Below are 11,793 nucleotides of genomic sequence, written 5' to 3'. Positions count from 1 at the left end.
TGACCACTATAATGGTCCATGGAGCAATCGCTTTGATTCCCGCCAGCATCTTGATGCCTGGCGTCGCATTCTGGATCGGGAAGAGCCTGACTACGCCGAATAGAGACCGGCTTCTGAGGTCATGATGTCTCGGACCGGGAGTAGGCCGGAGCCCTGCAGTTTGAGAAGGCCCCGTGCCAGCAATGTCGGTGCCGCGCTGCCAGAGAATCCCCTGGGGCGCGCGAAGGTTTTGACCGAAGACAAAGAGACAATCGCCGGCTCTTCGACCTTGTCTCCTCAAGGCTGAAGTGACACCCGGCGGCGATCGGTTCGTGCGCGCCGGCGCGTGCCGGTCGCACGAATTTGCTTTCGCCTTAGGTCTCCGCAGCTGTGCGATGAAAGACGCGGACATCCGCAATCCAATCGGTGACCACGTCCAGAGGGACAACTGGGCGTGGCAGCCGCTCGAAATCGAAGCGTGAGAGGATCGGTGATGTCAGACCGGGCGCGTCGGCCTCGATGATCTGTTCCGGCTTAAAGAACTCGTCGAAGGCGGCTCTGAAGTGGCCGCGGGACTTGAGAACAACGCTGCGCGCGGCAGCAATGTTCAGCCCGAACATCTCGAAGAAGGCGGGTTCGTGACATTGATGGCGGTTGGTAATGACGATGAGGATGATGCCATCAATCATGAGTGCAGCAGATGGGCCGAGATCGAATGCGCAGCCTTCCAATTGTCCCCTGCGGCCGACTCCCCTGCCATCATGCAGCTTCAACACGGTCGCCCGGGTGGAAAGCGGCGTGGAGAAGCGAGCGGTTTCTGCTCGGTTGAAATGCGCTTCGAAGGATGTGCCTTCTCCCAGGGCATGCGCCTCCGCGGCCAGCTCCGGATCCGTGAAGACGCCAAAGATCACGTTGCGGACGCCTGCATTCAACAGGGCGCGAAGGAGGTAGGTCGTGTTCCCACGACCACCGCCTCCAGGATTGTCAGCGACATCGGCGACCAGTACTGCGGGTGTATTACGTTGCTCCCCGGCCTCCTTGGCGCGCTTTATCGCGTCCTCGACAGAAGTCAGACGCGGCACGAAGCGATCACGCTCCCGCCAGGCGATTGCGGCCAGATGTTCCGCAGTCCGCCGCGCAAGCGTGCCGTCGTTCCGCGTCGTCACGATGATGGAGAGGCCGTTTTGCGGGGTGTCACCATAGGCGAAACCGCCGACGACAGAAATGTTGACAATACCCGCGTCGCGTTCGGCTTCTGCGGCTTCAATGAGATCGGCATATGGACCGGCCCCGGATGCTGTCAGCAGGGCTGTGGGTGGCGCCACAATCGGCAATCTCACATGAGCGACGCTCGTGCGCATTCCGCCAAGAAGTTCGAGGAGTGCCGCCGCGGCTTCCGCTCCACGATCCGCCATGTCAGTGTGGGGATTGCGGCGATAGGAAATCAGAGCGTCGACAGCGCCGACCATCCGTTCGGAGATATTGGCATGCAGGTCGACGGTTGCCACGATCGGCACGGAAGGACCGACAATCTCGCGGACGAGGTCGAAGACCTCGCCATCTGGATTGCTTTCCGCAGTCGTGATGGCAGCACCGTGCTCGCAGATATAGACGCCGTCCAACGGGCCGGCTCTTTCCAGAGACTGCCGCATCTCGGAGATGATTTCGCAGAAGAATTCGTGGTCGATAGGACCGCCGGATTCCGCATTAGCCCATAGTATCGGGACCGCTTGCCAGCGAGTGCTTGAATCCATCATTCGGACAAAGGCGGGTATTTCCGGGGTCATCCCCGGAGCCAACCGCCGGCTTTCGTCGATTAACGTCTGGCCCCTGAGCAACGCGCGCGACTCAAAGTCCGATCGGGTGGATGGCGGGGCAAAGCGATTGCACTCTATTGCCAGGCCAAGAATGGCGATCTTGGGAATGCGCATGGGTTCCGTGTACCTGTTAGCCTTACAGCTACACACGTACGCAATCCGCCCGCGTGCGTATAATTCCTTTTCGCCATCGGTCGATGAGATTACCGTATAGTTGGGGAGGATGCCTCACCCACGGCTGTCCAGAACTGCTCGCACGCCACTGACATCCGTCCGATCGGGCGAAATAGACGGACTTCCAATTCGATTGAAAATTCCTCGTCCCCGGCGTGAACCAAATGGCCCGATGCAATATCAGCCGTGACATAGCGGCTCGCCAGCCACGCGACACCACGCCCTTCCAGCGCCATGATCTTGACAACCCCTGCCAGATGCGTTTCGAAAACGCGTTGCAGCTTGAGTGAGTCCTCGCGCTGACCAAAAAACTGATCCAGGAGGCGTCCAAATCCGGATGAGAGTGTGTAGGCGATATAGCCGCTAGGGCGGTCCTCCGAGGGGCCCGGCACGGGATGGCGAGGCGCTCCGTTCTCGTCCGGCGCGGAGACAGGCAGCAGCACATCCTGTTCGATGACAACGGAGCGGAAGGCACGAGGGTCAAGCGGAAGAATGGAGGTCGGGTGCGTATAGGCCAGCATGAAATCGGCCTCTCCGTTCACCATCGTCGTCGCGCAGTCATCGAGGCGCGCCGTTTCCAGCCGCATCGATATCGCGCCAGTGACGGCTTCAACCGAGCCCAGCCAGGTCGGAAGAACCGTAGTTGCCAATCCATGCGTGGTGATGAAGCGGAGAAGCGCCGTGCGGCGCTCGCGCACGCCGCGAATTTCCGCCCGAGCACGTTGCAGACTGCACAGAATCTCCTCTGCCGTCGGTCGGAGGAGTTCGCCTTCAGGTGTCAGGGAGATCGGCTGTGTATCCCGGTCGAAAAGACGCGCGCCAAGCCAATCTTCTAGCGCATGGATACGACGGCTCAGCGCAGGCTGCGTCGAATTCAGAACTTCTGCCGCGCGGGAGAAGTTTCTCAATTCTGCTGTCGTCAGGAAGTCACTTAACCAGCGGGTATCTACCATTCTGCTCCGTCCATCCGTCGCCGGCGATCACCGCCAGATCGGTCCCGATGGACGCAAAAATTATGCCATAGATCGCCGCCAAATTGCTTAACAGATCAAGGCAATCCTGGTTTGACGACTGAGCGTTCGCAGCGCCGCCTTTCGCGCCAAATGGCGCGAAAGGTCCAATGTCCGAGGCGCCTAGCTTCTACGCGAGGCTCAGCTGTGGTCAGCGTTTCTCATTTTGTAAGTTTGCCGATCTCCTCACGCCATGAGTATTGCGGCTGATAACCCAGTTGCGTCTTAGCTTTTTGAATCGACAGCAGGGTCTCGAACTCGCCGACGTCACCGGTCAGCGGAACGTCCGGAAACACTTCTGCCAGAAGCTCTTTATTGGATTTTGTCATGACCGTATCGGCGGCCGCAATGATGAAGTGATCGGCGCCATGGAAATCGGCCTCCAATCCGAGCCGGCAAGCCTGGGCGACGTCGCGGGCGTCAACATAGCTCCACAGATTCCACTTTCGCAGCGAGACATCTGCTGAGTATGCGGGAAATTGTGCGTATTCCCAGGGCTCCATCACATTGGAGATGCGCAGCCCGACAAAGCTCGTGTCGGGGTTCCAGCGATGCATTTGCCGCGCCATCTCCTCGCCGAGGTCCTTGGACAAGGCGTAGCTACTTTCGGGCAGGAGCGGGTGCTCCTCCGTGATCGGCGCGAAGGCAGGGCGGGTGCGGCTGAAGGGGAGGCCCAGGGTTGTCTCGCTGGATGCCCATACGACACGCGGGAGGCCGAGCAGTGTCGCGGCGCTGAAAACGTTATAGGTGGACAGGATATTAGTCCGAAACGTTACCTCTTCCGGCGCGAGATCGGGGGCACGGATGGCCGCCATATGCACCACAGCATCTGCCTTCTCGAATTGCCTGAATGGATGGTCGCCGACACCGGCGGCGGCGCGCAGCATATCGATAGCTTGCCCGAACTCCGTCAAATCAACCTTGAGGAACGGGCAGATCGGGTTCGCGGGCGGGGTGATATCGGCATTGAGAACACGATATCCATGGTCCACAAGATCTTTGATCACAGCGCGGCCAGCTTTGCCGCTGCCGCCCGTAACAACGATATTCTTCATGACTCATCCTGTTCGTGCCGGGTAACCGGCAAAGCTATAATCCCGCGCGTCGCGGACATTGGGCGGTTCATTCTAAATTTGGCGCACCGCGCCGCCAATGCAAAATTTTCCTTGCCCGATGCCTTTCGGCAATTGGGTGGGCCGCAGGCCCGCCGATGCTCCGTCAGTATAAGAAGATCACGGATTTGCATTAGCCAGGGCCGAATGAGCGGCGTCACCATGATTTGGTAGTAAGCAGGCATTTCGTTGTCCAGTGACAACCGTGAATGCCGATGATCGTGTCGGAACGGTGGAGATATAAGGTCGATGGCGTCAGTCGAACTGCGTGACATTCGAAAGTCCTACGGACATCTTCAGGTTGTGCAGGGAGTCGATCTGACCATCGCGGATGGCGAATTCGTCGCGCTGGTAGGTCCTTCGGGCTGCGGCAAATCAACGCTTCTCAGGATGGTCGCAGGGCTCGAGGACATCACCGACGGTTCCATCGCGATCGACGGACAAGTCGTGAACAATATCCCAACGCGCTTACGTAATATCGCGATGGTTTTTCAGAGCTACGCGCTCTATCCGCATATGTCTGTATTTGACAACATGGCGTTCAGTCTTCGTCTTCGCAATATGGAGCGTGGGCGGATTGAAACCGGGGTTGATGGCGCGGCAGGCGCTCTGGGAATCCGTCACCTACTCGCGCGCCATCCGCGCCAGTTGTCTGGTGGACAGAGGCAGCGTGTCGCCATGGGACGCGCCATTGTTCGCACACCGAAGGTCTTTCTGTTCGATGAACCGCTCTCCAATCTGGACGCCAAGCTTCGCGTTCAGATGCGGACGGAGGTGAAGTCCCTGCATCAGCGGCTTGGAGCGACATCCATTTATGTCACTCATGATCAGGTCGAAGCGATGACGATGGCCGATCGGATCGTGCTGCTGCATCAGGGCACTATCGCGCAAGCGGGACCGCCGCTTGATCTTTACGACTACCCCGCTAATTTGATCGTTGCAGGATTCATCGGATCACCGTCCATGAACTTCTTGCCTGGCGTCTATCGCACTGTGGCGGGCAACGGCGTCTTGGCGGAGACCGGCTTGCCGGCACCCCTTGACATTGATGCCTACGCGGTCGCGGAAGGACGAGAGGTGGTGCTTGGCGTAAGGCCCGAGCATTTTGAAATCCTGGATCCGGGGAATGGCATAACGGCGACGGTTCATGTTGTCGAGCCAACAGGATCGGAAACAATCGTTGCGGCAAAGACCGCTGCCGCTGAATTGACGATTGTCACCCACAAGCGACTTGCCCTGCGCTCGGGCGATTGCATCGGCGTTATGCCACAGCGCGAACGCATGCATCTCTTCGACAAAGCGTCCGGCCAGCGTTTACGCAAGATTTCAGGTTAGGGCGGAGGAAGAACCTAATCCTGCTAACAAAGTTCTGATCATCAGGAGAAGAATTATGCGTTGGAGTAAGTCTTGGAATGGGCCTTTTCGGCCGCTCTATTTAGCCGCATTGTCGGTGCTAGGTCTCGGCGCCATCTCGGCGACTGAAGCAAATGCCGCCACCTTGAATTTTGAGGTGGCCGAGTATTCGAGCCAGACGGGGCCGTTGTTCGAGAAGATTGCCAAGGACTATGAGGCGCTCCATCCGGATGTGAAGATCGACATCTCCGTTGTGCCTTGGGACAATGTTCTTCAGCAGTTGACAACGGATCTCACCGCAAATACTCCGCCTGATCTTGCCATTATCGGAACACGCTGGCTCTATGACTTTGCCTCGCAAGGCGTCGTGGAGCCGCTAGACGGCTACTTCCCGGAATCCTTCAAGACCTCGTTTATTCCGACTCTCATGGGCCCCTCGATTATCGACGGCAAGCTCATGGGGCTTCCAGTCGGCTCCTCGGCCCGGGCGATGCTCGTCAACATGGATCTGCTCAACAAGGTCGGCGCGAAACCACCCCAGACCTGGGACCAGCTCTACGACGTTGCAAAGAAGGTATCGACGATTCCAGGTGCCTTCGGATTTGGCCTGCAGGGTAAGCAGATCGAAACGGATTCCTATTTTTACTACATCCTGTGGAGCTACGGTGGGGACATCTTCACGAAAGATGGCAAGAGCGGACTCGATAGTCCTGAAGCGATTGCGGCGGCCACGTTTTACAAGAAGTTGCTTGACAGTCACGTGACGGAACCCGAGCCGACCGACTATTCGCGAGAGGATATCTTTAATCTCTTCAAGCAAGGAAAGCTCGGCATGGTCTTCACCTTCCCGATGCTCGTTCCGCAACTTCAGGCTGAAGCCCCGAATCTGCACTACGCCGTGCTGCCGTTTCCTGTGGCGAAGCAAAAGGCCACTCTTGCCGTGACCGATTCTCTGGTGATTTTCAGCGCTTCCCATCAGAAGAAGCTCGCTGCGGACTTCACCAAGTTCATGTATCAGGAAAAATACCGCAGCCAGTTCGATAGAAATGAAGGTTTGCTGCCGGTAACCACTGCTGTGGCCGACGAAAAGTACTATAGCACGGAGCCGATGAAGGGCTTCGTTGACGGCCTGTCCTATGCGAAGTTTATTCCGCCCGTTGCCAACTGGGAGCAGATGGCCGACGACACCACTCAGGCGTTGCAGAAGATCTATCTGGGTCAGGCGGCCCCCACGGCCGCGCTGACGCAAGCGGCGGGTCAGATCAACACCATTCTTAGTCAGAAGTAGAAAGTCGGAGGGCAGGGCTTTGTCCTGCCCTCTTCGGGGATTATCATGAGTCAGTCACAACTGGACATACCGATCGCTGTGCCAGCCATATCGCCGCGACCCAAGCTTGTCTTCCAGGATCCACGGTTTCTCTTGGTTCCGGGGCTGATCCTGACGATCATCATCATTGGCTATCCAGCAGGTGACCTCCTCTGGTTGTCGCTGCATTCAGTTAGTCGTTTCGGTCGCATTCTGGGCGCCAACGCTTTCGGCAACTACCGGGATCTCTTCCTCGACCCGCTGTTTGTCGCGTCGATCTGGCGGACCCTGATTTGGACTGTGACGGTGGTGGGTGGCACGATGGCTATATCGATACCCGTTGCCCTGATTCTCAATGAAGAATTCCATGGCCGCGGCATTGCGCGAACGGTGATCATGTTGCCCTGGTCCGTTTCCTTGACCATGACCGCGGTTGTGTGGCGCTGGGCATTGAACGGCCGGGCTGGCCTGTTGAACGCGACGCTCATGAATCTTGGTGTGATGCAAACGCCGATCGAATGGTTGGGGCGTGCCCATCTTGCCTTTTGTGTAGAAATCGTCGTCGGTATTTTGGTCTCAATTCCTTTTACAACGACGATTCTTCTCGGCGGTCTTTCCTCGATCCCCCGCGATATCTATGAAGCCGGCGCGGTCGACGGCGGCAGGCCGTACCGGCTCTTCCTCCATATGACGATGCCGTTGTTGAAGCCGTTTTTAAATATCGCAATCGTTCTCAACATAATTTACGTGTTCAATTCTTTCCCTATTATCTGGGTGATGACTGCCGGCGGCCCGGCGGACGAGACCGACATCATGGTCACCTATCTCTATAAGCTCGCCTTCCAGTTCGGGCAGCTTGGGAAGGCGGCCGCGATTTCCATCATCATGCTGACCATTCTTCTGATCTTCACGATCATCTACGCGACACTTCTTATGCGCGGAAAGCAGTCCTCTGTGGCAGAGGAGGTGTAATACGATGAAAAAACCTCTAAAAAGTGCTATTTACTGGATAATTCTGTCACCCTTGATGGTGCTGAATCTGTTTCCGTTTGCCGTCATGTTTTTTACGGCAGTAAAGCCACGGAACGAACTGTTTCTCTACCCGCCTCGTTGGCTGCCGAACCATTTCAGATGGCAGAATTTCGTTGACATGTGGCAGCAGACGGGCTTCGGCACCGCTCTGTTCAACAGTCTTTATGTCAGCATCACGTCGGCTGCCCTTGCCGTGATATTGGCCATTCCGGCCGCCTATGCGCTTTCGCGGTCGCGCTTCAGGGGGCAGCGGGCCTTCGGCCAATATCTGCTCGTTACCCAGATGATCTCACCGATGGTGCTCGTGCTGGGGCTTTTGCAACTCCTTGTGCTGGTTGGCGGTATCGACAACGACAGCTCGCTGATACTTATCTATGGGGCGTTCAACTTCGCCTTTACGGTGATGATGCTGCAGAGTTATTTTGATACCATCGGGCGGGAGATAGAAGAGGCTTCCTGGATCGACGGGGCGACCCGGTTGCGCAGCCTGATCCGCATTTTCCTGCCGCTTGCCGTGCCTGCAATCGTGGTGTCATCGACCGTCGCCTTTATTAACGCCTGGAACGAATTTGTTATTGCGCTGACGATTTTGCGCTCCTCCGCGAGCTACACACTCCCTCTACTGGTGTATTCCCAGGTTGCCGGGCGATATCAGATCGAGTGGGAGCAGGTGATGGCGGCAACCTTGCTGGCTACGGTGCCGGCAGCGATTGTGTTCTCGTTTTTGCAGCGGTACTTGATTGCCGGCATGACCGCCGGTGCGGTCAAATAGCCAGGACCTCCTCGGGGCCGCCTCAGGCGGTGGGGATGGTGGCTAGTGCGGGGGCCGCAGAGTGGGCCTCGCCCCGCACGCCGCTCTCACCGGGCCGGGCCTGGAGGAGGGGCAATCTCGGTCAATACTGCAGAAGCACATTTGGTGCCGCTTCGGTGTTGAGCATGGCGAAGATCATGACCGCCGACCAGCAGAGCAAAGAAAGCGCGCCGGCGATTTTCGCGGACATCGGCATTGTGCCGGCGGGTGTGAAAGCTGCGCCGAAACGATACCGCCGAAACACGGCGGTGTTGATGAGGCCGAGCCCCAGCATGAGGAGCTTAGGCGTAAAATAGCCATGACTACCGACATGTACCGGATCATAGAGGAAGAGAGCGATACCGGTGATGAAAGAGATGCCAAAGGTCCAGTAGAGCCACGGTAGAGCGGCCTCGGCCAACGGTCGCATGCCCATGCTGCGGTGAAATCCCATCAGCCTGCAATCGAGCAGCACGACAACACCAAAGAAGATTGACGCCGTCAAGATATGTGCCACTCGGATCAAATAGTGGTAGGGTTGCATGAGGTAATGGATGGCGCGGCTGTCCATGGCCCCCAGCATTTCATAGGGGATGCGGAGGGAGGTCAGGGGATGGACAATCGGGATGATGGCCATGGGCTCGGTTCCTAGCGACAGGCATGAGTAAAGCGCGGAGGTAGGAGCCTCAACTCCGCTTGAAATTGCGAATGATTAGCATTACCAACATCCGGCGGCCGAGGGAAGGGACTGACGGTAATGCGTGGGATGCGTCTAACTGGCTGGGTCGCCTTTGTCCTCGTTGCATCGATTCCGGCGGCGCTGGCGGACAGCGCGGTAACGATCACCCTGAAGGATCATCACTTCACGCCGGATTCCATCGCGGTTCCAGCCGGCCAGCGGTTCCGTATCGAACTGACAAACCTGGATTCGACCGTCAGCGAGTTCGAGAGCTACGACATGCATTTCGAAAAGATTGTGGTGGGAAACGGCGGCAAGATCCATGTCTTTGCCGGTCCTCTGCATCCTGGCCAGACGTACAAGTTCTTCGATGACTATAACCCCGACAGCCAGGGCACGATCACCGCGACCACCAAGAAGGACTGACCCTCATGCTGGCGAGCCTCCTTATTGTTTTTCGGGAAGTCCTGGAAGCCGGCCTCATCGTCGGCATCGTGCTGGCCGCAACCGTCGGTATCGCCCGCCGGGGTCTCTACATCGCGGGCGGCATCGCCGCAGGCGTCGCGGGCGCGACGCTGCTCGCCGTCTTCGCAGGAGCGCTCACCAATGCCCTCTCCGGCAATGGGCAGGAGGTGTTTGATGCCAGCATCCTGATCATCGCCGTCTTCATGCTCGGCTGGCACAATGTCTGGATGGCGAGCCATGGCCGGGAGATGGCCCGCCACTTCAAGGAGATGGGGCATGCCGTGGCCTTGGGTGAGACGTCCCTCATGGCGATGGCAGTCGTGGTGGCGGTCGCGGTCCTGCGCGAAGGCTCCGAGGTCGCGCTCTTCCTCTACGGGATCGCGACCTCGGCCAAGATTGGCCTTGCCGCCATGCTGCTGGGCGGAGCGATCGGCGTCCTGGGCGGTGCTCTGGTTTCTTGGCTGATCTACCGCGGCCTCCTGGCGATCCCCCTACACCGCCTCTTCGGCGTCACCAGCCTGCTGATCGCCTTGCTTGCGGCAGGAATGGCCGGCCGTGCCGCCGCCATTCTCGCCGGCGCCGACCTGCTCCCTGCCTGGGGCTACCAGCTCTGGGATACGTCCTGGTTGGTGAGCGATGGCAGCCTGATCGGGCGCGCTCTCCAGGCTCTGGTGGGCTACACGGCGCAACCCATGGGCATTCAGCTGGCCGTCTGGCTCGTGACGCTCACCCTGCTCATAGGAGCAAGCCGTTACGTCCATCGTCGCCCGTCTCGTAGCGAGCGGGCCAGCCGATCCAGGTCCGAGCGACTGGCGTTGCGGCGCTAGCAGGCCAGCGCGCCGTTCTTTTGCGAAGTCCGCTTTTACCTTTGACAGGAGATAATCGTGAAGCTTCTAGCTGCAACGCTCGTGGCCACGGGGGCGCTTGCCCTCGTGACCGCGGCACAGGCCCGCGAATATCCGATCGGCGGCCCGGTCTACGCGAATGATATGGAGATCGCGTCAAGCTACCTCGTCGGTGTCGAGATGGCACCGATGCCCCCAGGCATGGCGATGGGCCCTGACGCCGTGCACCTGGAAACGGATGTTCATGCGACGGCCGATAACAAGTGGGGCTTCAGCGACGGCGAATGGATTCCCTATCTAACCATTACCTACCTTCTGACCAAGGAAGGTGACGCTAAATACAAGCAGATCGGTCATCTCTTCCCGATGTCAGCCAAGGACGGTGCTCACTACGCGGACAATGTCGAGATGGACGGTCCGGGCACTTATACGGTCGTCCTGCGGTATGAGTCGCCGCAGAGCAACGGCTATCTGCATCATGTCGACAAGGAGACGGGCATCCCTGACTGGTGGGGCCCCTTCACCGAGACCTTCACTTTCAAATATCCCCAAAAGTAAGCGCTATGCCCTTTGCATCCCGGCGCGGGGGCAAAGGGCCATGTTCGCCGTAAAGCTTTCAGCAGTCGTGACTCTAGTCATGGGCTGCCAGGGATAGAATTGCCGATGCAAAAGCCTCGGGTGCTTCTTGCGGAAGATTATGTCCTGCCTGGGCAATGATCTTTCGCTCATACAGTCCCTTCAAATGCCAACTGCCGTCATCCTCTGCGGTCGGAGGGTCGACACCATCATCCTTGCCCTGAAGGGCGATACAAGGAACCTCTATGTCGGGTTGGGCAGCCAATCGCGCCTCAATGTCATCAAGAGTGGGATCACCAGCCACGGCGCCAAAACGATGCCGGTAGGAATGCAAGACAATCTCGACGAAATCCGGATTGTCGAACGAGGCGGCCGTCGCGGCAAAGGTCGTATCATCGAATCTCCAGGTCGGTGACCACAGGGACCAGATATGGCGGCACAGATTGCGCCGATTTCTTGTCAGCCCGGCCCGGCCTCGCTCCGTGTTGAAGTAGTACATATACCAATAGCGGGCCTCTGCCTCGGGTGCGGCTGGCTGCCAAGCATTGGCGATATCCTGGATATTATAGGCTTGTCCGCAGCTGACGAGACCTTCGACCCGTTCCGGCCAGAGTGCCGCCACGATGCAGGCCGCCCTGCCACCCCAATCATAACC

General features: G+C 58.3%; 12 protein-coding genes. 7 read left to right on the top strand and 5 right to left on the bottom strand.

The window, feature by feature from the left end:
- Positions 1-353: 353 nt before the first annotated feature.
- From VL752_RS04000 to VL752_RS03990, 3 genes are all read right to left on the bottom strand, one after another.
- Positions 354-1,910: a M81 family metallopeptidase gene (locus VL752_RS04000; RefSeq protein ID WP_325352452.1), complete on the bottom strand. Its 1,557-nt coding sequence runs from the start codon at positions 1,908-1,910 to the stop codon at positions 354-356.
- Positions 1,911-1,999: 89 nt separating this feature from the next.
- The gene (locus VL752_RS03995; protein ID WP_325352451.1) at positions 2,000-2,923 is read right to left on the bottom strand and encodes a LysR family transcriptional regulator; all 924 of its coding nucleotides are present in this window, start codon (positions 2,921-2,923) and stop codon (positions 2,000-2,002) included.
- A gap of 218 nt (positions 2,924-3,141) precedes the next feature.
- Positions 3,142-4,035, bottom strand: coding sequence for an NAD-dependent epimerase/dehydratase family protein (locus VL752_RS03990; RefSeq protein ID WP_325352450.1), 894 nt, complete (start codon positions 4,033-4,035; stop codon positions 3,142-3,144).
- Positions 4,036-4,341: 306 nt separating this feature from the next.
- On the opposite strand from VL752_RS03990, the gene VL752_RS03985 reads away from it, so the two are divergent.
- Genes VL752_RS03985 through VL752_RS03970 form a run of 4 tightly spaced genes read left to right on the top strand, consistent with a single transcriptional unit; the run spans position 4,342 to position 8,555 of the window.
- On the top strand, positions 4,342-5,427 hold the full coding sequence (locus tag VL752_RS03985) for an ABC transporter ATP-binding protein (RefSeq protein ID WP_325352449.1): 1,086 nt from the start codon (positions 4,342-4,344) through the stop codon (positions 5,425-5,427).
- Between the two features lie 55 nt (positions 5,428-5,482).
- A complete protein-coding gene (locus tag VL752_RS03980; RefSeq protein WP_325352448.1) occupies positions 5,483-6,733 on the top strand; it encodes an ABC transporter substrate-binding protein in 1,251 nt (416 codons plus the stop codon).
- Between the two features lie 45 nt (positions 6,734-6,778).
- Positions 6,779-7,723 (top strand): carbohydrate ABC transporter permease, encoded by a 945-nt coding sequence (locus tag VL752_RS03975; RefSeq protein ID WP_325352447.1) that lies wholly within the window; start codon positions 6,779-6,781, stop codon positions 7,721-7,723.
- A gap of 4 nt (positions 7,724-7,727) precedes the next feature.
- Entirely contained in the window at positions 7,728-8,555 is an 828-nt protein-coding gene (locus tag VL752_RS03970) for a carbohydrate ABC transporter permease (RefSeq protein WP_325352446.1), read from the top strand.
- 121 nt (positions 8,556-8,676) lie between these two features.
- On the opposite strand, the gene VL752_RS03965 is transcribed toward VL752_RS03970, so the two are convergent.
- Positions 8,677-9,210 carry a hypothetical protein gene (locus tag VL752_RS03965; protein ID WP_325352445.1) on the bottom strand — a complete coding sequence of 178 codons (534 nt, stop codon included), beginning with the start codon at positions 9,208-9,210 and terminating at the stop codon, positions 8,677-8,679.
- A 120-nt stretch (positions 9,211-9,330) separates the two neighbouring features.
- Between VL752_RS03965 and VL752_RS03960 the strand changes: the two genes are divergently transcribed.
- The 3 genes from VL752_RS03960 to VL752_RS03950 are packed head-to-tail and all read left to right on the top strand — an operon-like array spanning position 9,331 to position 11,120.
- The gene (locus VL752_RS03960; RefSeq protein ID WP_325352444.1) at positions 9,331-9,678 is read left to right on the top strand and encodes a cupredoxin domain-containing protein; all 348 of its coding nucleotides are present in this window, start codon (positions 9,331-9,333) and stop codon (positions 9,676-9,678) included.
- Between the two features lie 5 nt (positions 9,679-9,683).
- Positions 9,684-10,544 (top strand): FTR1 family iron permease, encoded by an 861-nt coding sequence (locus VL752_RS03955; protein ID WP_325352443.1) that lies wholly within the window; start codon positions 9,684-9,686, stop codon positions 10,542-10,544.
- Positions 10,545-10,595: 51 nt separating this feature from the next.
- Positions 10,596-11,120: an iron transporter gene (locus VL752_RS03950; RefSeq protein WP_325352453.1), complete on the top strand. Its 525-nt coding sequence runs from the start codon at positions 10,596-10,598 to the stop codon at positions 11,118-11,120.
- Positions 11,121-11,193: 73 nt separating this feature from the next.
- Here the strand turns inward: VL752_RS03950 and VL752_RS03945 are convergent.
- A partial coding sequence (locus VL752_RS03945; protein WP_325352442.1) for an alpha/beta fold hydrolase occupies positions 11,194-11,793 on the bottom strand: 600 nt, incomplete at its 5' end.

It is taken from the genome of Acidisoma sp., assembly GCF_035492295.1.
Lineage (GTDB): Bacteria > Pseudomonadota > Alphaproteobacteria > Acetobacterales > Acetobacteraceae > Acidisoma.
Note: the sequence above shows the minus strand (reverse complement) of the source record. Positions and strands in the feature narration are given on the sequence as shown.

What these genes read in the sequence shown, in the direction of transcription:
- VL752_RS04000 (WP_325352452.1), bottom strand. Translation starts at nt 1,910, where the DNA reads ATGCGCATTCCCAAGATCGCCATTCTTGGCCTGGCAATAGAGTGCAAT.
- VL752_RS03995 (WP_325352451.1), bottom strand. Translation starts at nt 2,923, where the DNA reads ATGGTAGATACCCGCTGGTTAAGTGACTTCCTGACGACAGCAGAATTG.
- VL752_RS03990 (WP_325352450.1), bottom strand. Translation starts at nt 4,035, where the DNA reads ATGAAGAATATCGTTGTTACGGGCGGCAGCGGCAAAGCTGGCCGCGCT.
- VL752_RS03985 (WP_325352449.1), top strand. Translation starts at nt 4,342, where the DNA reads ATGGCGTCAGTCGAACTGCGTGACATTCGAAAGTCCTACGGACATCTT.
- VL752_RS03980 (WP_325352448.1), top strand. Translation starts at nt 5,483, where the DNA reads ATGCGTTGGAGTAAGTCTTGGAATGGGCCTTTTCGGCCGCTCTATTTA.
- VL752_RS03975 (WP_325352447.1), top strand. Translation starts at nt 6,779, where the DNA reads ATGAGTCAGTCACAACTGGACATACCGATCGCTGTGCCAGCCATATCG.
- VL752_RS03970 (WP_325352446.1), top strand. Translation starts at nt 7,728, where the DNA reads ATGAAAAAACCTCTAAAAAGTGCTATTTACTGGATAATTCTGTCACCC.
- VL752_RS03965 (WP_325352445.1), bottom strand. Translation starts at nt 9,210, where the DNA reads ATGGCCATCATCCCGATTGTCCATCCCCTGACCTCCCTCCGCATCCCC.
- VL752_RS03960 (WP_325352444.1), top strand. Translation starts at nt 9,331, where the DNA reads ATGCGTGGGATGCGTCTAACTGGCTGGGTCGCCTTTGTCCTCGTTGCA.
- VL752_RS03955 (WP_325352443.1), top strand. Translation starts at nt 9,684, where the DNA reads ATGCTGGCGAGCCTCCTTATTGTTTTTCGGGAAGTCCTGGAAGCCGGC.